Annotated in this window: 19 protein-coding genes; 15 read left to right on the top strand and 4 right to left on the bottom strand. The window is 44.6% G+C overall.

Annotated features, from left to right (window positions below; translation table 11 throughout):
- Positions 1–30: 30 nt before the first annotated feature.
- The 4 genes from F6K64_RS18835 to F6K64_RS18820 all read left to right on the top strand — a co-directional run bounded on the left by F6K64_RS18835 (position 31) and on the right by F6K64_RS18820 (position 5,238).
- Positions 31–3,579 (top strand): WD40 domain-containing protein, encoded by a 3,549-nt coding sequence (locus F6K64_RS18835; protein ID WP_008182660.1) that lies wholly within the window; start codon positions 31–33, stop codon positions 3,577–3,579.
- A gap of 171 nt (positions 3,580–3,750) precedes the next feature.
- The gene (locus F6K64_RS18830) at positions 3,751–3,930 is read left to right on the top strand and encodes a hypothetical protein (protein WP_008182657.1); all 180 of its coding nucleotides are present in this window, start codon (positions 3,751–3,753) and stop codon (positions 3,928–3,930) included.
- A gap of 128 nt (positions 3,931–4,058) precedes the next feature.
- Positions 4,059–4,505, top strand: coding sequence for a hypothetical protein (locus tag F6K64_RS18825; protein ID WP_008182654.1), 447 nt, complete (start codon positions 4,059–4,061; stop codon positions 4,503–4,505).
- A 52-nt stretch (positions 4,506–4,557) separates the two neighbouring features.
- Positions 4,558–5,238 (top strand): calcium-binding protein, encoded by a 681-nt coding sequence (locus tag F6K64_RS18820; RefSeq protein WP_287263182.1) that lies wholly within the window; start codon positions 4,558–4,560, stop codon positions 5,236–5,238.
- Between the two features lie 87 nt (positions 5,239–5,325).
- Here the strand turns inward: F6K64_RS18820 and F6K64_RS18815 are convergent, their stop codons facing one another.
- Positions 5,326–5,574, bottom strand: coding sequence for a hypothetical protein (locus tag F6K64_RS18815; RefSeq protein WP_287263183.1), 249 nt, complete (start codon positions 5,572–5,574; stop codon positions 5,326–5,328).
- A gap of 356 nt (positions 5,575–5,930) precedes the next feature.
- Here F6K64_RS18815 and F6K64_RS18810 point away from each other — a divergent pair, with 356 nt between their 5' ends.
- The 5 genes from F6K64_RS18810 (at position 5,931) to F6K64_RS18790 (ending at position 9,026) form a co-directional block, all read left to right on the top strand.
- On the top strand, positions 5,931–6,734 hold the full coding sequence (locus F6K64_RS18810; RefSeq protein WP_287251190.1) for a cupin domain-containing protein: 804 nt from the start codon (positions 5,931–5,933) through the stop codon (positions 6,732–6,734).
- A gap of 140 nt (positions 6,735–6,874) precedes the next feature.
- Positions 6,875–7,450 (top strand): RNA polymerase sigma factor, encoded by a 576-nt coding sequence (locus tag F6K64_RS18805; RefSeq protein ID WP_287263184.1) that lies wholly within the window; start codon positions 6,875–6,877, stop codon positions 7,448–7,450.
- 189 nt (positions 7,451–7,639) lie between these two features.
- Positions 7,640–7,804, top strand: a complete 165-nt coding sequence (locus F6K64_RS18800) for a hypothetical protein (protein WP_287251188.1) — start codon at positions 7,640–7,642, stop codon at positions 7,802–7,804.
- Between the two features lie 624 nt (positions 7,805–8,428).
- The gene (locus F6K64_RS18795) at positions 8,429–8,704 is read left to right on the top strand and encodes a hypothetical protein (protein ID WP_008184390.1); all 276 of its coding nucleotides are present in this window, start codon (positions 8,429–8,431) and stop codon (positions 8,702–8,704) included.
- A 172-nt stretch (positions 8,705–8,876) separates the two neighbouring features.
- Entirely contained in the window at positions 8,877–9,026 is a 150-nt protein-coding gene (locus F6K64_RS18790; protein WP_154659791.1) for a hypothetical protein, read from the top strand.
- Positions 9,027–9,432: 406 nt separating this feature from the next.
- Here F6K64_RS18790 and F6K64_RS18785 read toward each other — a convergent pair whose 3' ends face one another.
- Positions 9,433–11,358, bottom strand: a complete 1,926-nt coding sequence (locus F6K64_RS18785; protein WP_008184392.1) for a cation:proton antiporter — start codon at positions 11,356–11,358, stop codon at positions 9,433–9,435.
- Between the two features lie 1,033 nt (positions 11,359–12,391).
- Here F6K64_RS18785 and F6K64_RS18780 point away from each other — a divergent pair.
- Positions 12,392–13,741, top strand: a complete 1,350-nt coding sequence (locus F6K64_RS18780; protein WP_008184393.1) for an ArnT family glycosyltransferase — start codon at positions 12,392–12,394, stop codon at positions 13,739–13,741.
- A 474-nt stretch (positions 13,742–14,215) separates the two neighbouring features.
- Here F6K64_RS18780 and F6K64_RS18775 read toward each other — a convergent pair whose 3' ends face one another.
- Positions 14,216–14,629, bottom strand: a complete 414-nt coding sequence (locus F6K64_RS18775) for an AbrB family transcriptional regulator (protein WP_008184396.1) — start codon at positions 14,627–14,629, stop codon at positions 14,216–14,218.
- A gap of 889 nt (positions 14,630–15,518) precedes the next feature.
- On the opposite strand from F6K64_RS18775, the gene F6K64_RS18770 reads away from it, so the two are divergent.
- The 4 genes from F6K64_RS18770 to F6K64_RS18755 all read left to right on the top strand — a co-directional run bounded on the left by F6K64_RS18770 (position 15,519) and on the right by F6K64_RS18755 (position 18,492).
- Complete coding sequence (locus F6K64_RS18770; protein WP_008184397.1) at positions 15,519–15,962, top strand: Rrf2 family transcriptional regulator; 444 nt, start codon at positions 15,519–15,521, stop codon at positions 15,960–15,962.
- Positions 15,963–15,979: 17 nt separating this feature from the next.
- Positions 15,980–16,369, top strand: coding sequence for a GFA family protein (locus tag F6K64_RS18765; RefSeq protein ID WP_008184398.1), 390 nt, complete (start codon positions 15,980–15,982; stop codon positions 16,367–16,369).
- Complete coding sequence (gene cbiB / locus F6K64_RS18760) at positions 16,369–17,382, top strand: adenosylcobinamide-phosphate synthase CbiB (RefSeq protein ID WP_008184399.1); 1,014 nt, start codon at positions 16,369–16,371, stop codon at positions 17,380–17,382. Before F6K64_RS18765 ends, cbiB begins: the two co-directional genes overlap by 1 nt.
- Before the next feature lie 264 nt (positions 17,383–17,646).
- The gene (locus F6K64_RS18755) at positions 17,647–18,492 is read left to right on the top strand and encodes a hypothetical protein (RefSeq protein WP_008184400.1); all 846 of its coding nucleotides are present in this window, start codon (positions 17,647–17,649) and stop codon (positions 18,490–18,492) included.
- Between the two features lie 77 nt (positions 18,493–18,569).
- On the opposite strand, the gene F6K64_RS18750 is transcribed toward F6K64_RS18755, so the two are convergent.
- Positions 18,570–19,313, bottom strand: a complete 744-nt coding sequence (locus tag F6K64_RS18750) for a DUF2927 domain-containing protein (RefSeq protein WP_008184401.1) — start codon at positions 19,311–19,313, stop codon at positions 18,570–18,572.
- A 323-nt stretch (positions 19,314–19,636) separates the two neighbouring features.
- Here F6K64_RS18750 and F6K64_RS18745 point away from each other — a divergent pair, with 323 nt between their 5' ends.
- Positions 19,637–19,810, top strand: a complete 174-nt coding sequence (locus F6K64_RS18745) for a hypothetical protein (RefSeq protein ID WP_154659792.1) — start codon at positions 19,637–19,639, stop codon at positions 19,808–19,810.
- Positions 19,811–20,514 lie beyond the last annotated feature (704 nt).

The following is a 20,514-nucleotide window of genomic DNA, read 5'->3' as shown; positions in this document are numbered from 1 at the left end:
TGTCAGCTATCAGCTAATGAAACAGCAAACATGACAGAAGCAAAATCAAACTCTAACTATCAAGTTGGTGGCAGTCTCCCAGTTAATGCCACCAGCTACGTAACGCGACAAGCCGACGAAGACTTTTACCAAAGCTTGAAAGCGGGTCAGTTTTGTTATGTACTCAACTCGCGACAGATGGGTAAATCCAGCTTGCGGGTGCGGACAATGAAAAGGCTGCAAGCAGAAGGAATCCTCTGTGGTTTTATTGACCTGACCGGGATTGGCAAAGAGGATGTAACCCCAGAAAAGTGGTATGCTGGGATTGTCAATTCTATCGTGAGTAGTTGCCAGCTCAGCAAACAATTTAAATGGCGCAGCTGGTGGCGGGAGCAGCGGGATTTGCTTTCCCCTGTGCAACGGTTGAATCTATTCATTGAGGAAGTGCTGCTGGTTCTGGTTGAGCACAAAATTGTCATTTTCGTCGATGAAATTGACCGAGTTCTGAGCCAGAATTTTTCCGTAGATGATTTTTTTGCTCTGATTCGATTCTTCTACAATCAACGAGTAGATAATCTCGCCTACCAACGGCTCACATTTGCCCTGTTAGGGGTGGCAACTCCTAGTGATTTAATTACTGATAAAACTCAAACCCCCTTTAATATTGGTAAGGCGATTGAACTGCGTGGATTTGAACTCCCCGAAACACAGCCATTAGCTCAAGGATTAGAGGGTAAGGTAGATAATCCCCAAGCAGTGGTTCAGGAACTATTGAACTGGACAGGAGGGCAACCATTTCTGACCCAAAAGTTATGTCAGCTGGTGGCTCAAAGTACCAACAGTAGGAGTATTCTCAGTTCCCAATCCATTGAGCAGATCGTTCAAAGGCGCATCATTGAAAATTGGGAAGCCCAGGACGAACCAGAGCATTTGCGAACTATACGCGATCGCATTCTCCGTAACCAGCAGCGTGTTGGTCAGCTTTTGGGAGTATATCAGCAAATTTTACAGCAAGGAGAAATTGTTGCTGATGGCAGTTCCGAGCAAACCGAGTTGCGACTGTCGGGGTTAGTGGTTCAGCAGCAGGGACAATTAAAAGGTTACAACCGTATTTATCAGCATATTTTTAATAGAGAGTGGGTTGAGAAACAATTAGAGAAACTGCGCCCCTACTCTGAAGACTTCAAGGCTTGGGTGAAGTCTGATTATCAGGATGAATCCCGCTTACTGCAAGGTCAAGCCCTGCAAGATGCCCTAGGCTGGGCAGAACGCCAAAATTTGAGTCCCCTTGATTATCGTTTCCTCGCTGCTTCTCAGGATTTCGAGAAACGAGAAGTAGAAGCTAGTTTAGCGGTTAAAGCAGAAGAAAGTCGCATCTTAGCTAAAGCCAATGATACTTTAACGTTAGCCCAAAAGAAAGCCAAGAAAACAATAGGTATTGGGGGAGCAATTTTAGCAATTTCTTTAGTAGCAGCAGGAATTGCCGGATTACAATTGGGGAAAGCAAGACGCGATCGCTTAGAAGCACAAGTGTTACTAACCAGTGCCAAAGCCCAAATTTCCCTAGTATCAAGCCCTCTAGATGGGCTAATTGAAGCGATCAAAGCAGGACAACAATTAAAAGAGTTACAACAATTCCATAAATTAGCTCCAGTTACTAAACCAGCACAAGCACAGGTTATAGATACCTTGCGACAAGCAATCACAAAGGTAAAAGCATATAATCGCTGGGAAGCCCATAATGGTCCAATTTCCATGGTCAGTTGGAGTCCCGATGGTCAACTACTGGTTTCTGGAGGGGGAGATACACTGGTCAAACTTTGGAATTCCCAAGGTCAATTAATGCATACTCTTAGGGGTCATAGCGAACAGATCGTCAATGTCCAGTTTAGCCCCGATGGAAAATTAGTTGCTTCTGGCAGTAAAGACGGTACGGTCAAATTATGGAACGTAGCAACGGGAAGCTTAGCTAAAACCATCCTTGCCCACAATAACACCTGGGTTAGGGGTCTTAGTTTTAGTCCCGATAGTAAACTGCTTGCTTCCTCTGATTCTAGGGGTTGGGTTAAGTTTTGGGATGTAGAAACAAAAGCCCTAGTAACCAGTATTCGGGCTCATAATTCCTGGGTTACCTCGGTGAAATTTAGTCCTGATGGAACCATACTAGCTTCCACGAATTCAGATAACACCATTAAGCTTTGGAATGTAGAAGATGGTAGCTTAATTAGAACCCTAACAGGTCATCAGTCTGGTGTCAGAAACGTTGATTTTAATGCGGATGGTAAAACCCTTGCCTCTAGCAGTGAGGACACTACGATCAAACTCTGGAATCTAGAAGATGGCACAGAAATCACTACTCTTAAGGGACACAAAGGAACAACTTGGGGAGTAAATTTCAGTCGAGATGGTAAGCTGCTAGTCTCTTGTGCTGATGATGGTACAATCAAACTTTGGAATCTGGAAAACTTGGAGGCAGAACCCCAAACGTTTGTTGGTCCACAAGGTCGTGTTACCACCGTAAGTTTCCACCCTAATAATCAAAAAATACTTGTTTCTGGTAGCTACCCTAGTACAATCACTCTCTGGAATATAGATGGCCTTGAACCCAAACGTTTTGGTTTTGGTAGCACCAAAGTATGGGGAGTAACTATTAGTCCTGATAATCAATTACTAGCTTCGGGTCACGATGACCATAGGATAAAACTGTGGAACACCTCAGATGGCAGTTTAAACAAAACCCTAACAGGTCATACCGACGATGTCTGGCGAGTTAAATTCAGTGCCGATGGTAAGCTTCTTGCTTCTGCCAGTTTAGACAATACGGTAAAGCTTTGGGATGTTGACAATGGTAAAGAAATATACACGTTGACTGGTCATACTAGTAATGTCAGAAGTATTACCTTTCGCTCCGATGGTAGGATTTTAGCTTCCGGTAGTGACGACAGAACCATCAAACTCTGGCGCGTGCAAGATGGGGAATTATTGCGAACGTTTAAAGGTCATCTTCATTCCATTCGGGATTTGAGTTTCACCCCCGATGGTCAAAATATTGCCACTGCTAGTTTTGATGGTCGCATCCTATTTTGGCAAGTAGAAGATGGTAGGATGGTCAAAGTTTTTGATAATATTGACAGTTGGTTAGCCACTATCAGTATTAGTCCCAATGGCAAATTGTTAGCTTCTGGGGGTGGCTATAGGGGAATTAAGCTGTGGAATAACTCAGATGGTACTATCGTTAAGGAACTTCCCGGTCATGGCATTTGGATCAGAAGTTTGCGTTTCAGCCCCAATGGCAAATTGCTGGCTTCTGGTAGTTTTGACCGCACAGTAAAACTTTGGCGTGTGGAAGATGGTTCTTTATTGAGAATTCTAGAAGGTCATCTTGGTCGGGTAGAGGATGTTAGTTTTAGCGCAGATGGAAAACTCCTGGCTTCTGCTAGTAGGGATGGCACAGTCAAGCTTTGGAACCTAGATTTAGAATTAGATGATTTGATGCAACTAGGTTGTGAGTGGCTGGGGGATTATCTGGCGATTCATCCCGAACAAGAGGAAATACGCGAGATTTGCAACCATCCTAGGCAGGGAGATAGGGATAGCTAAATTGATGTCCCGAGACCTGATTTAAGCTGACTTTTTACTATAAATTATTATCCGCAAGATTTTTATCAGGTGTTGAAATACCTGATTTTTTCCTATGGTCAATAGTTTGAGGGCAACGCCATACTGAATGAGTAAGTAATTGCAGTGAAAGCAAACAGGAGTATTTCCATCATGAAACGCAACACAAAAAATACTAATCCATCTAGCCAAAAGTCACAAAAAACTGAACAAATTTTGCAGAAAATTCCTGAAAAATTACTAGCAAATATTAGTGGTGGTAACAACAATTTACCGAGCAATAATCCTAGCAATCCAGGTGACAGGCCTGATGGTCAGATTGGTAGTTTGTAATTCCCAAATCTTACCAATTACTGATTGCTCAATATTTCCCAAGATCTACATGACTTAGGCAACCCAGAATTTCCTAAGTAGTAACTCAACTTTTTCGACCAATTAATCACTTATCAAGGTAACCAAAAATGCCACAACAAATTATCTATGCACTTCAGTTCTCTGGGCAAGCTGTCCCCCAGAACGATCAAGGAACAGTTCTCAAAGCTACAACCCACGCACCCAGTTCCAAGATCACATCTGTCGTTAAGCAAGGTGTTGATGCACAGATCCAGACTGTGGAAGGAGGTGTTGCACAATTCTCTTCCACAGTGGAGTTTCTCACTGACAACACTTTCACCGAGAGTGGAACGATTACCTTCGGTCAGGGAAATAGCCTCAGATTTGGAACAGTGGGTCAGGGAGCTATTGGCCCTAGCCCAGAGGAAGGGGTGAGTCATGGAGTCGTGAGTTGGCGTCTTATGAAGGGAACTGGTGTGTTTGAAAACGCTAGGGGCTTTATTACTTCTAACTTTACCGTCGGTGCAGAGGGAGAAGTTACTGACAACCAGTTTGGTGTCATCTACTTGATGTGACCCTAAACCCTTGATGAACTAAACAATCAAATTAAATTTGGAGGACAATAAAATGGCAGATATTTTTGGTAATAGCAATCCTAATGTGCTACCTGGCACAAACAACAGCGACAGAATCTTTGGTTTGGGTGATGATGATCAACTGCGTGGTGGAGGTGGATACGATCGGCTATTTGGCGATCGCAATGCTCCAGGAGAGCAGCCTATAATTATTATCCCCGGAAATGACACCCTTTGGGGGGGTGGCGGCACTGACGAACTGTTTGGCGATGCTGGTAATGACTTACTAGATGGTGGCAATGACGATGACTCCCTTGAGGGTGGCATAGGTAATGATACTCTCCTTGGGGGTGATGGCAATGATATTCTCGTTGGTGTTAATCCCCTTGCGATAAGACCCGGTTTGGACGAAATTGACTCGTTAACTGGTGGTTCTGGAGGAGATCTATTTGTGCTTGGTGATGCTAATCAAGCATACTATGACGATCTAGGCGAGAGTGATTTTGCTATCATCACAGATTTGAATCTCTTTCAGGATAGTATTCAACTCAACGCAAATCCTGCTGGCTATGAGTTGGAAGAAACCCTTGTCACCCTTGATTCTGGGGATGTGGTTCAGGGACTAGGAATTTACGCTATCCAGGAAAGTTCCGGTTCAAATGATTTGATTGGTTTGATAGAAAACTCGCCCATGGGTCTGGATTTGAACGATTCTGTATTTAATTTCGTTTAGTTTTTATCAAAATGAGGGGTTTTGGGGGAGTTGCGTAGGGTGGGTTAGGGGCGGGATTGGCCTCATGTTCAACACCGAGCGCCAGTGTTAGGACAGCCCGCCCCGTAACGCACCACCCAAGGGCTCGCACTCATTTTCCGCTTCTTTGGCAGTGTAAGGACAGCCCGACTGGGAATGAAACGGGCAAGATGCCCGTTCCACCAAGATGCCCGTTCCACCAAGATGCCCATTCCACAGCAAGATGCCCATTCCACAGCAAGATGCCCGTTCCACCAAGATGCCCGTTCCACCAAGATGCCCGTTCCACCAAGATGCCCATTCCACCAAGATGCCCATGGCACCCACTGGGTCAAAAAGCTTTAATGAGATGCACCCCTGCCCACCGACATCAAATTACTATCAACTAGTTTTTATTTGTCTAGATTTTTAAGAAAATTAATCGTAGGGTGGGCAGTGATTTAGACCGATAAAATCAGCTTGTAATCAGTGTCAGATGCACCCCACACTTCCCGCGCCCGGGCCCCACGCTCCCCACACTCCCCGCGCCCGGGCCCCACACTCTCTACAGTTACCTTCTTTTTTACAAATATGAGATGCACCCTGGCGATCTGCATTCAGAGGCTGGTGTCACACATTGCCTGTTTGTGCATCTTTAGTTTATGGAGGGAAAGAAAATGACAAATTGAAAACTTATGGAAACTAACTACCACGTAAACCTTTTTGGCAGCTGCGACCAACAGCTAGCCAAGCTGCTCAAAGAGTACTGTCGCCTAGTGACCCAACCTGAGTTGTCATCAGAAGATGCTCAAAGCATCACAGAGATCCTAAGCTATAGCAGGTACGACCAAGAACTAAACTATTGGCTATGCCAAGCAGATCAGTTAATTGACTACCAACTCAGCACCGGGGCAATACCTGATTACGACTTGGTGGTGAGTTCCCTTTCCATCAAGAATCTTGCTTATAATCTTACGCGGGTTCCCTCCCATCAAGTGACGTTTGAAACTTTTAAGGAACTAGTAACCCAAACCAAACTGAAGCACAGATTTCTCGACCAATATATCAGCTTTGATGAACAACACTTCTCGCGCAAAGCCATTTTTCAAACCACAGCCCTGACCATTTATATGATTGGCTGGAGACCGGGGCAAGGTACCATTGCCCACCACCACGGTCAGTCCCTAGATGCCATCCTCGTCTACAAAGGAGAAATGACCCATCGCTTCCCTAACCAGGACGAGTGCCTAGAGCCTGACAAAATGCCCTCCAGACCTGGCGAGCTGTTTGGGGAGAATCAACTGGTTTGCATTGACCGCAAGCAACGTCACCTAATGGCTAATAATTCCTCCAAAGATCTGGTCACCCTGCACTTTAGATTTGGTACCCCACCAGACAATATTAATTGGGTAACCAAGATCAGTGAGTGCAAGCCAGCAGCTATTTGGAGCAATTCAAACGCGCACATGGAAGAGATCTGTCGCTTAATGATTGCTTAGAGTCTAGACAAGCCAAATAAACAGGGTGCATCTCACTGTCTTGATGCAGTCGCTCATGGGGAGGGGCTGCATCGTCCTCGTTATAAATTTACAACAAAAAGATGCACCCAATCAACACTATGTAATACTGAGGTAAATGCATGAGTCCTCTAACACCAAAAAACTGGGGATTAACGCCCTTAGGTCCTCAACAAGTCCAGTATCTCAAAGGCTACTATTACAACCTCTTGTGCAGGTGCAAATTGCAGCATCGGTGTGACTCGGACGACATCCTCAGCCAGGTATGGGAGAAGGCAGCGGAAGTCGAGCGCTTAGAACGCCGGATTGAAAACCCCGAGGCGTGGGCGAAGAAAGTTGGGGAGCGCATTATTTTGCAAAAGAAAAGGAGGGAACTATCGGAAAAAAAGTTTATTCAGAATCTCAGGTACATGATGCAAAGCCAAATTTTTGCTAGCCCAAGGGACGACCTTGACTGTGATGGCACACTAGGACAGATGCTAGCTTTAGCCCTCAAGGAACTCAAGCAAACCAAGCCGGACTTTCACCAACTAGTGGTGATGCGCTTCTTTGGTGATATGAGCTGGGAGCAGATATCGTTAGAGTTGTACCCAGACACTGCCATTAGCAGAAAAACTATTAACAGGGTGCGTCAGAGGGGAAGTCGCGCTTTGAAAAAACTGAGGAAAATTTTCTTTAGAAACCTTGAGACGTTATAATTTTCTGGATGTAGCGACCCGAAATAAGGCTATTTTTGGGGGCACATTAAAGGCAAATATAGCAGTTATCAAGTTATCAATTGGGTGAGGTACTTCGTCCTGGGTTAATCGGAGTAGGGTTAAGAGTGTGGGGAGTGCTTAACCAGGGCGCGGGTAACGGGGGGAGTGAGAAAAAATCCTGTGTACCTCATGAGTCTTAGAATTGCTATAAGTACGTCAAACTTATCTTTGGAAGCAAAACGTAAGCATTCAGCTATTAGCTTAAGCGCTACGCGCACGCTACGCGAACAGCCATCAGCTATCAGCCATCAGCTAATGCGCTACGCGCACGCTTCGCGAACAGCCATCAGCTAAGCTATCAGCTAATGCGCTACGCGCACGCTTCGCGAACAGCTAATGCGCTACTTGAGGTGCTACTTGAGGTGCTAATGCGCTACTTGAGGTGCTGCGCGAACAGCTATCAGCTTATGCCTTACGTCCCAGCGTCGAAGTCTTTGCCACCCTACTTGAGGTGCTTTTGAATAAAATAAGCATTCAGCCGTCAGCTGACCGCTGACGGCTGAATGCTTACAGCCAAACTTTTTGTCACATAATCAAGATATACGCATCTAACTATTAGAAGCGAAAAAAGTGCATTAAGTTTACTTTTTTCGATTTGCTACTGATTTTACGTTCTGATTTTATCATTATTAAAGGGTGCATATTCAGCAGCGCAAAGTCAACAATAACCTGACATAAAATCTGGCAATTGTGACGTAAGCTATCAGCTATCAGCCATTGGCCGTAGGCCACTCTACGCGAACAGTTTATGCGCTACTTGAGGTGCTACTTGAGGTGGTTTTGAATAAAATAAGCACCTCAAGTAGCGTGAGCCTTTAGCTCACGGCTGACGGCTGATAGCTGATAGGTTACTGTCAAGCTTTGGTTAACTTTGCGAGATATTCTCTTTATTCTAGTCTGGAGTGCAGGGTTATAATCATGAAATGCGATCAGATTTATTGTGCCTGGATTCAGGATTCTCAAAACGCAGATCATTACGTCTGCCTAAAGTGCAATCGTGAACGCTATATCAACGAAAGTCGTCCTGGATCAGTAATCTTTGTTTGCGTAGCAATAGCTTTCATAGTTATTGCTCTGCTCAGCAATGATGGCGAGATTCAACATCCAGAAAATCAACACCGAGCAACTCAAATAGAGATGGGTCGAAAAAATCAAGTCCGATACCGGGACTTGTCGCCGACGGCTAACCTCTAGTACCTCTGCAAAATTCCCAGGGCTCTGGGAACAGGGAGGGTGGGAAGTGTGGGAAGTGTGGGGAAGAACGGTTGTGGTTTCCACGGGGCTTACGAGGTGCGTCGCGGTGTTCCGCACACAGCCCCTCCCCATTAGGGACAGCATCGCTACTATAACTAGTGCTATAGTAGCGATGCAATTTTCATCCATGGTTCTGAGATTACCAGAATCTGGTGGGGATTTTTTGCGATCGCGTAGCGGCTCAAAAGGAGCATCGCTTTTAGCGTGGCCTACGGCCAATCGCGTAGCGGCTCAAAAGGAGCATCGCATTTATAATCGTTAAAAACTTACCAGAAGGTAGACTAGCAACTTAGATAAAAACTCTTCAAAAGGGTAGAAATTGATTAAAGTTTTACGTGATCATTGGTCTAGGGTAATTGGAGTTAACTTTTTAGAAAAAGCACCAAAACCTCAAGTCTTGGGATTTAGGACTAAACCCGTCTCCATTTCTAGTAAAGTCAATCTCTTTTATGGCAAAAAAAAAGCAAGTTATGAAATTAACTTGCAACGGACTTAACCTGATATATTTTGGGAATTTTATTGGATTATCAACCAAATAATACCATTATCCTTTAATACCATTATTTGGCTTCTAGGTGCAACAGGTATCCGTGTAGGAATTGTGATAATTTGTTATGCCATATTGCTTAGTCCCAGATCCGCTGTTCCCTGTTCCCTTTGCTATACAGCTAATTCACACTTTCATCTACTGTTGAATTCGATGCCCCTGTAGAAATTGGCAATTCCTCGACTTTGGGTAGCTTCTCCAGAGCCAGACGAGAGGAAGAAGTCCCACCGGATAAACGCTTCAGAAGTTTTGGTCTAGGGTCATGGAGCAAGTAAATAATATTATCTCCCGCTTGCAAATCTTCATTCCCACTCGCCACTTGAAAACTCTTTTCCCTCTCCACTAGCAAGGGTACCAGTTCTCCAGAGCGAATTAAGGCTTGTAGATGAGCTCGCTGAAAACCAAATCCAGCTTCCTTGAGAGTGGTTTTGCCCAACTTGATTTGCCCATCATTAATGTACTGGATCCAAGTTTTGATAGGTAGTTGTGGCATGAACGCCTGATTAACCTTAGTTTTATTGTTGTTGCTATTGACTTGGGGGTCACGAGGAAACACAGCTAAGACTCGCGGTGGATTAAACTCCTCCACTGCTCGTTGAGCCAATACCAAGTTAATCTCACCATTCTTGGTCATTGCTAGGAACGTTCCCACCGATTCGATGCCAGCTTCTTCTAGAACATCCACATCCAAACCACTGCTTTGGAAAACCCGCAGATTTTCGTCCCTTGCTTTTTGGCACGCTTCTGGGTCTGTATCAATAAGGACAACAGACTCTCCTCGCTCTTGAAACAAACGAGCAATCAGACGGCTCATCGGATTACAACCGATGATTACAGCACCAGTTGCCTCCTCCTCTGGGTTAAGTTTTAGCCATTTGGCGACCCAGCGAGCGGTCAAACCCTGTAAAACTACCGTCAACATAATTGTCAGGAATACCAAGGCTTTAATCGAGTCACCACCATTAACCCCCCGTTCCGTTAGGAGAATCGCAAACAAGGAAGCCACAGAAGCACTGACAATTCCCTTAGGACCAATCCAGGACACAAATAACTTTTGCCGCCAATTGAGATCACTATTCCAAGTACAAACCACCACACTGATGGGGCGCACCACCAACATCAACACCAAGACGGTAAAGATACTGCCCCAGCCTAGGGCAAACACACTGGCGATGGAGAGGTCAGCGGAGAGCAGTACGAATAACATGGAAACCCCAAGGACAGTTAATTGTCCCTTGAAGCGTCGCAACAAGCGCTCTTCAGGCAGGTCAGAGGCTCCCAAAACTACTCCAGCGACTACAGTTGCCATCAAACCGGATTCAGAGCGAACCATCTGAGCCAAGCCAAACAAACCCCACATGCCAGCCAGTACGACTAAGTTTTTGAGTTCTTCTGAGATGAAGCGTGCTTGCTTGAGAAGAAACCCCATTAACCAGCCCCCTAAGCCCCCAATCACAGCACCGATGCTCAAACGAAGACCTAGACCGACAAATGCTGCATTTGCACCAGCATCACTATTTAAAATTGTGTCCAGGACAACCACTGCCAGAATTGCCCCGACTGGATCAATGAGAACCCCTTCCCCTTCTAGAAGGGTTTCTACACGTCGATCCACTTTCACCTGTTTTAGCAGAGGACTAATCACCGTTGGTCCGGTGACCACCACTAGAGAGGCATAGAGAAAAGCAATTGGCCAAGGAAACTCCCCTAGCCAGTGAGCCGCCATGCCACCTCCTAACAGGGTAATCAGTGTTCCTATGGTAACTAGATTTCTCAGGCTACCAGAAACTTTGCCCAGATCCCGCAGATCTAGGTTGAGCCCTCCTTCAAACAGAATAACTGCCACTGAGAGGGCAACAATTACCTCTAGACCAACCCCTAGCTTCTGTGGGTGCAAAAGACCGAAGCCATCTGGTCCGAGTAGAGTGCCAAACATCAGCAAAAAGACAATGCTGGGAATTTTTAAATACTCACCCATTACCTGGGCACTGATCCCAGCGAAGATGGCGATAACCATCTGTAGGGTTAGTTCAAATGAGCTTTCCATATGCGTAAGTGTCGCAAGTGATCAACTTAGGTAGAAATTCCTCATTATTCTGTGTTCAACTCCATGGGCTGGCTTGGTCAACAAGTGATCGGTTAGCAGTGAATCTGAACTTGAGGTAAGTTCTAGAACATTGCTCGTAGCAGTCGATGGTCAATGACTGAGCTATAGGTCACAGTAATAAAACCGTCTATAGCCTATCTTAAGCATGCCCTTTGTGTCCTGGTAGTGTATCACTTTCATAGGACTTATTACAGAAGTAGGCAACTTCGGAACTTCGGAACAGTGAACAGGTAAGGATTCTGGAGATTAGTGCGTGAACTTTGGCAACAGGTCTTGAAAAAAACTCAAGTTTGAATTACTCAAGACTATAAGCAAAGCTGTTTGCTGTTGTGCCTTACTTAAACGATTGCTGAGCAACAGTTCCTCCCGGAGATAAGATTGAGCCACTGTAAATAGTCATGGGGAGGTTTGAGAGTGTCTGTTACCATGTCATCCTCCTATTTGTCTAATTAGTTTTGTTTATATTGTGTTGATATTGTGTATAGTTGTCAGACTTTGCCATTGGTCACCAATCTAATTATTAATTGGACTCATAGCTCACACTAATGATAGCTCAAAGGTTTTTATACGTTGATTGGTAATTTCAAAAAAAATTCAGTTTTAATTCATGCTGGATAGTTTAGCACCGTCACTTCAACAACGGACATTCCATCACTGACCGTAAACAGCTTCAACAGAATTGCCTGTTCACGCTCGCGCGAGACGATTAGTTAGAGACGATTAGTTTTCCGACATAATTGAAAGGTTAAAGGTAAAAAGTATACTGCTGTGGTTAAGAACACCAGACAACGGGGTTAGTAGAGTAGATAAGATGGCTAGCAGCATTGGGATAATCCCCCAAGTAGAACCGAAAAATTGGATGATGGCTCGTGGTCTGGTGGGGAACGGTAAAATTAGCTTCGTTCATGGTTTTTTGTTAAACTTCTAGCTTTAATTATGAATTATTGGTAAAGGTAAAGGTAAAGGTAAATTTATGGATCATAAAACGTTTACTTGGGGTGGCTCGGGAAACCGGATACGTAGAACTCAACGCTGGATTGAGAGATTGTCGCTGTTAGGGTTATTCCTGGCAGCACTATTGTTGTTTAGCATCAATTTGGGCAGTGGCTCGTTGCAAGGGGTAGAGCAAAGCATAAGTCATCTTGCGACTCAACTACTTTCAGCAAAGGGGGAATTTGGGCAGTGGCTTTACCCAACTCTCGAAGGTGAAACCCTAACCCTAATTGAATACCCCCCCCTACTAGCCTGGCTAATTGCGGTGGCTTATCAGTTTGGTGGTGTCAACGAGTGGACTACGCGCTTACCTAGTGCCATGCTCAGTGTGCTGTCGGTACTGCTAGTCTATGGTCTTGCTACAGAAATCTTCCCCTGCCGTCAGAAGGGTATTTTCTCTAGCTTGATTTACCTAACTTTCTTACCAATAGCCCATTATGGGCGTATGGCAATCCTGGATGGAGCTAATCTGTGCTTTGTGGTGTTGATGATGTGGTGTGTGTTGCGATCGCGTCGGGACTCACGCTGGTCACTGGCAGCGGGGATCGGATTAAGCTTGATTTTCCTCACTAAGGGGATCCTGGTGGCATTGTTGATCACAGCGATCGCTCTGTTGTTTCTAGCATGGGATACGCCCAGACTCCTGACGTCTACTTATTGGTGGTTGGGATTGCTCCTAGGCTATAGTCCTGCTCTTGCTTGGTACACTGTGCCATTGCTGCTACAGGATCAAAGAGCCGTTACTACAACTACAGCCATTATCTACCAGTCCCTACGCCCGATCTGGACAGCAGTGGATGGGCAAAATCGCCTGCCTTGGTATTACCTGGGGGAAATCTTAAAATTTTCCGCACCTTGGTTACTGTTCTTTTCCTACTGGTTACAGCAGGCTTGGCAGAATCGCCATTGGGGCTGGGCTAAATTGGTACTGGTATGGGCTGGCGGTTACTTGATCGCCATTTCCCTTCTTGCCACTAAATTGCCTGGGTATGTGTTGCCAGTTTACCCAGCATTAGCCCTTGCTGGTGGAGCCCAACTCACAGACATTTGGCATTGGCCTTCTGGCAAATCTTATCCCCGTTTTTGGAGTATTGGTTTAAGTCTGCTAGGTGTTGCTACCATTACTGTGATGCTTCACTTAGGGATTAGAAAAGCTTTTGACCTCAGCTCCTGGCTGTTCTTCGCTTGTGTCCCTTTAACCATGGTTATAGCAGGGATGCTGGTTGCCCGACGGGATAGACAATTTATGGTAATTTTATTCTGGGGAACCTATATTTCACTACTGATTTTGATGTCTTCTGACCATGAGATTTGGCAATTTCCGATCTAGTTCAACTTATTGCTTAATACTGGTCTCCTTGAGTAATGGAAATTGAAGCCAGCCAGAAGAATTGATGATGCCCCTGACTGGATGTTATTTAAACAATATCCCAATTGAGTGATTAAAAGCTAGATTGGGAAGTTTCCATAAATGGGGATGGAAATTGATACACCGCTTTCTTAACAGACAGTGATCGGGTTGGCATTGAGCTATCAGCAGTCAGCTGACGCGCTACTTTCCGGCTTTGCAAACAGCTAATGTTTTGGGAGCCTGGGTTTATCAAGAGAGTAAGCTTATGGGCTCCTTTTCAAACCAGGCTTACCGTTTAAAGCCTCGTGGATTGGTTCTCTTGAGGGCATCATGAATGGCTGGCAAGCACAGCGTTTCAAGTAGCGCTAATGCTGATAACTGACGGCGGAATGCTGACATTTTGAGCGACAGCACATTTACCGGTTACGGCGTTCTAAGCCTTGTCTATTCGGCTCAGGATGCCTCAAGTGCTTCTTCTTCTGTTGGATCAAGTTGTTTAAGGTGAATGTGCTTGCGTCCCAGGGTGATTTCAAACTCGTCCCCTGGTTGTAAACCCATTTGTTTCGTGTAAGCCGAGCCAATCAGAAGATTGCCGTTAGACTGCACACTAATCCGATAGCTGGCACTGCGTCCGCCACGACCATTGCCATTGGTTTTGCTGTCTAATTCAATCCCCTCGGCATCAATAAGGGCATTGAGGAACTTCATCATATTGACTCGCTCTACTCCGTTTTTTGTCACGGTGTAGTAGCCACAGGCTCTAGCTTTTTGTTCTTTGCTCAGGCTACCTAGGTCTTTGACTTTCGCCACCAATGCTTGACCCTGCAGAGGAACGATCGGAGCAGCCATGTTTTTCTTTTTAGCCATCAACTTGAATCTAATACTAAGGACTTAAGTGGTATCCAGCATTTCTACTGGACTGACTGTCAACTAAGATAACAAAATCTTAGTTTAATATCAGTATATGAGACTATCTTACACCCAGAGTGTCAACTGTGTTCGTTAATAGTCAGTTTTTAACTACCGTTCAACTACAGCAATAGGTTGTGAATAGGTCGTGAACAACTCCGATCATCTGGGTCACAGGAAAATTGCCTAGGGTCACGGGAAAATTTGCTAAAAGAGTATGGGCTACTCTTGTAGGCAATTTTCCCACCAGCCACCTGTACTTTCCATCCCTGTCACAAGTCAATGGCTATCTCCATTGGGTGACACTATTTTATAGTTTCTTTGAGCTGTTGCATTCAGCCAACAGGCTATCAGCTATCAGCCATTGATAGTCTAAGATATAAGCTTCTGGCTTGAAGCCGATAGCTAAAAGCATACCGCTCAAAGTATAGTCTTCAGGATGAGAGGGTTCCTTGGTTCCCCCTGCTCTTGATGCTGATAGCTGAGTGCATTAAACGAGCGTGATCTTTAAACGAGCGTGATCTTTAAACAGGTCATAAAATCGTTTCCGACTTGTAAGCATTCAGCTATCAGCGGTCAGCCGTCAGCCGTCAGCAGATGTAACTCAGATTTAACACATGGTTACCTGTTTTATTGATGCAGTTGCTCATGGGGAGAACCCCCTTTGGCGGTGCTGCAACGCCTATTCAAAAGCACCTTAGCTTAATGCTAATAGCTGATAGCTGAACGCGCACGCGTGCGCGTAGCGCATTAGCTGACCGCTGAATGCTTACTCCGACTTTAGTCTTTCAAAGAAATTGTCCCGTTAACTCCCACGTCCACTTTCCGATTGGATTGCTATTTTATTATGAAGCTCACCACTCGTGGACACTACAGTGTTAAGGCACTACTAGATCTGAGCCTAAGACCAGGGTATGGACCGACATCGGTTAGAGCGATCGCTAAACGGCAAGGTCTACCAGCTCCATATCTAGAAAAACTACTGATTGAGATGCGCCGTGCTGGCTTAGTCAAGTCAGTTCGTGGAGCTCAAGGAGGCTATCAATTAGCCCATGAACCCACACAAATTTCCCTCGGCAAAATCCTAGAAGCAGTGGGTGAAACCATCGAACCACTACCCCACCATACCCCAGACGCTGGTCAAGCCGAAGACTGGGTTACATTTACACTTTGGCATCGTTTGCATCAAAAGCTTAAAGAAGCATTGTACACTATAACTCTTGCCGATCTTTATTATGATGCCCGTAGTTGGCAAGCCGCTATGGGAGAAGAAACCAGTTTCGTTGTTTGAATCAATTTTTCGTCAGCATGAAAAAGAGTAACGAACCGATTACTTATGAGGGAGGCTGTCATTGTGGCGCTGTCCGCTTCCGGGTAATTGTCAACAAGCATGAGGCAATTGATTGCAATTGTTCGATGTGTAAAAAAAAGGGCATCTTACACCTGATTGTCTCCCCTGAGCAATTTAGCTTACTTAAGGGATATCAAGTGTTGACTAGTTATACCTTCAACACTCACACAGCGAAGCACACATTCTGCCAAATCTGTGGGATTCATCCTTTCTATCGACCCCGTTCTCATCCCAATGGGATTTCTGTCAACCTACGTTGCCTTGACGGTGATGTTCTATCTCAATTTAGCATTGTCCCTTTCGATGGGGCTAACTGGGAAGAGAATGTCGATAAAATTAGAAAGTAGTGGTTCAAATCCTGGGTAATAACCATACTAATGGTGTCATTTTGCTGCTGGCGGCTAGTCTGGATTATCTGATCGGTGATCCTTGGGGTTGGGTCCATCCAGTGCAGGTTATGGGCTGGGTAATCTCTCACTTCACTCAGTTAGCAATTCACCTCTGGCAGCAGCCTTGGCAACGACGCTTAGCAGGAATTGGGTTGGGTATTGGACTAATTATTGGGAGTGGAGTAGCTGGATGGTTTATTGTCCTCCTAGGAATCTGGCTCAATCCCTTTTTGGGTATAGGCATAGGAACTATCTTGCTAGCCAGTTGTTTTGCGGGTCGCTCTCTTCGAGCAGCAGCAATGGATGTATTACAGCCTTTAACTGCTGGAGAATTAAAATTAGCCCGTTCTCGATTAAGTCAATATGTTGGTCGTGATACAGAAAATCTTTGTGAGTCGGAAATCCTACGAGCTGTCCTAGAAACGGTGGCGGAAAACACTACCGATGGGGTCACAGCCCCTCTGTTTTATGCCATTGTTGGAGCGTTGATTCCTGGGGTTGGTAGTGTTCCTCTTGCCTTAGCTTATAAAGCTGCCAGTACTTTAGATTCGATGGTCGGTTACCGGCGAGAGCCTTACACGAATTTAGGTTGGTTTAGTGCTAAATTTGAAGATTTACTAACCTGGATACCCTGTCGATTAACCGTATTGACCCTAGCCTTGATGTCTGGAAAACCTCAGCAGGTCTGGCATCTGTGTCGCCGTGATGCTATTGCTGATCCCAGTCCTAACTCTGGCTGGAGTGAATCGGCTTTTGCTGTGATTTTGGAGGTTCAGCTGGGGGGGACTAATTTTTACAGTGGTGTTGTCAAGCAAAAACCCTTATTAGGGAAACCTACCTACGAGATCACACCAGGCAAAATTGACCAAGCCTTAGAGCTGACACGTTATTGCTTTTTAATTTGGCTGGGGATAGGGTTGGTTTTTTGTCTAGTCCAATATGCGATCGCTTTACACAACCTGATCGTTTAATCAGGCAATTATTTTTTTTTGCTTAAATTTTCCCCTATGGTAGGAAATTGTATTATAACCTTTTTCCAGCCATCTATTTGGCGTTGCTGAACAAAAGAATGACATCAAGTATAGTTGGGTCAGTTACCGATTACCGATTACCGATTACTGATTACCCTTGGGTCTTCCAGCTGATAGCAAAGCCATCAGTTTTCCCCCAACTTTAGGGGGAATTGTGATCATAATTGCCTCAAAACTTAATAAAACTTAAAAAAGGAGAAAAACGTGGAAGTACTTGCTTACACTCATTCCTATGAATCCTATGAAGAAGCAGTAGGTATTGATTGTGATCTAGATCTAAGAGAACTCAACCTCAACTGGTTTAAAATTCCCAACACTGCTTGGCTCGGTTTGGTAGGATGTGCGGTCTGGTTAGCGAGTCTGAGTGTAACGGCTCCAGTGTTTGCGGCTTTGGAAACAGGGATCAAAGTCAAGACAAGTGGTGGTTGCTTGACTGCACGCAAAGGTCCTAGCGATACTTCCGCAGCTGTTGTCTGTGTTAGCAATGGAGCTGTACTCAAACCTGTGGTTGCTACAAATGGGAATTGGTTGCAGCTCAGCAGTGGCAATTGGGTTTATGGTCCTTACACTACCTCTCGATACTTTAATGGCAGTGATCAAGGGGGTGGCGGTAGTCCGATTTTGGAATCAGGAATCAAAGTCAAGACTCCCAATGGTGGGTGTTTGAAAGCACTCACTGGTCCTGGCACTGGTCAGCTTGTTGCTTGTGTCCGCAGTGGATCTGCACTCAAACCTGTGGTTGCTACAAATGGGAATTGGTTGCAGCTCAGCAGTGGCAATTGGGTTTATGGTCCTTACACTACCTCTAAATTATTTGATGAAAGTAGTGAAGGGGGTGGCGGTAGTCCGACTTTGGAATCAGGAATCAAAGTCAAGACTCCCAATGGTGGCTGTTTAAAAGCACTCCCTGGTCCTGGTACTGGTCAGGCTGTTACCTGTGTAAGCAGTGGCTCTGTACTCAAACCTGTGGTTGCTAAAAATGGGAATTGGCTACAGCTGAGCAGCGGCAATTGGGTCTATGGTCCTTACACTACCTCTAAATTCTTTTAATCTTAATCTTGATACCACAGAACCTACCCAGTAACTCTACTTGTAAGGTGCGTTATTAACGCACCTTACAAGTATAATTACCTCTCAAACCGGAGGCTATTGAGAACATTGATCACTTCTGCTTTAGTCATTCCGGGACGAATTTCTGGTCTATATAGCATTTCTATGACAGCTTGATCAATCTCAGCATATTCGGTCGTATCAGTCCAGCCTTGGAAAAATACACTATTTCTGTATTTATAGGAATCCCTCATCAGTCCTATAGATTGGGTGAGCTCTTCTCGGATTAGGTGAGACCGTGCCTTTTGGGTAATACTAGTTGTAGAAATCATAATTCTTGACTTATAAATAACTTGGTTATTCCACCAAGTGCGAACAAACCCAAAATTGACCGGTCGATAGTATGGCTCATAGCGACGAAACTCGTATTCGGGAACAAAATAAATCTTGAGATTGGGATTATTATCATCAAAATTTATTTGAATTGAACCTTGGGTAATCGTATTTATTTCATCAATAACGGTTGACAAAGTCTGCCAATCTTCAGGGGTTGGCAAGCCGATAACCTTAATCCTCAGATTTTTGTCCCATTTTTTGATAGTAGGATTGGAGGAGCCGTATTCCGAGCCTAAGGCAATTTCTAAAAAATAATCAATTTGAGCTTGAGTATAGTTTCGGTTGTCAATTGATTGGAGAGTCGGTTGTGTGCTACTTAGCTCATAATTATTCCCATAAGTGGGTGGTTGATAGGTAGATGGGATCAAAAAACCTAAGAAACTCAGAATAACAGACTTGACGATTGGCAAACAAAAATTACGCATGGTCACTCGCTTCGCTCCAATTCAAAATTATCAATTCAAAATTCAAAAATACCCCAGGAATTAATTCGAGGCATTGAAACATCGCTTCGCTCCAATTCAAATAGTCTTTTTCCATAAATGAATTCAGGGGCTTGTATCCTTAGGTTCATAAGCGAGGGGGTTTTGGCACAGTGATGATCAGCGATCGCATCACTGTGGAGCGCCGATCACAAAAAAAACCCCAGCAGTCAGCTGGGGGCAATTATCCAGGAGATTTACTTTGATCACATCCGTTATAACTCTTAAATCCAGCCCGAAATTGACTACATCCGGAAAGATTGGTCATGGTTGGGCTCAAAAAACCGAAGAAACTCAGAATATATGATTTGAGGATTGGCAAACAAAAATTAGGCATGGTCATCCCCTTTGGAATTAATCTAGAGAGTCAGGTTGCTCAGAGGCGGTTTTGGCACAGTTATGATCCGCGATCGCATCACTGTGCGACGCGATCACAATAAAAACCCCCAGCAGTCAGCTGGGGGCAATATCCAGGAGATTTACCTTTTTAGGGTAATTATCGAGTAGATTTACTTTGATCACATCCGTTATAACTCTTAAATCCAGCAGGAAATTGACTAGCTCCGGAAAGATTTCATGGTTGGGCTCAAAAAACCGAAGAGACTCAAAATAACAGACTTGAGGATGGGCCAACAACAATTAGGCATGGTCATCCCCTTTGGAATTAATCTAGAGAATTGGGTTGCTCTATAGCAATAAGCGCGCGGGTATTTACAAATAATGGTGAGGGATAAATTCCTAAAAGCTTTGTCAAACTTTGCTTTTCTCTTCCGGTCTTGATGCAGTCGCTCACGCCTGCATCAAGACCAGGCTAAAAAATGTAGTTAATAATACTCTTAAGCCTCGAAAACTACTTTTTACCTATTCCTTGTTTAAAACTTCTGAGGCGATCCGATCACTGTGCGACGCGATTACAATAAAAACCCCCAGCTTACTGCTGGGGGAAATATCCAGGAGATTTACCTTTTGAAGGTAATTCTCCTGGATATTTACCTTTACCACATCCGTTATAACTCTTAAATCCAGGATGAAATTGACTACATCCGGAAAAATTGCTAAAAGATTGCTCCTTAAAGATTGATCATTGTTGGGATCAAAGATATTACCTGGGAATTGGTGAAGGAGTGATCATCTCAAGGGGTGA

The organism is Moorena sp. SIO3A2 (assembly GCF_010672265.1).
Lineage (GTDB): Bacteria > Cyanobacteriota > Cyanobacteriia > Cyanobacteriales > Coleofasciculaceae > Moorena > Moorena producens.
Note: the sequence above shows the minus strand (reverse complement) of the source record. Positions and strands in the feature narration are given on the sequence as shown.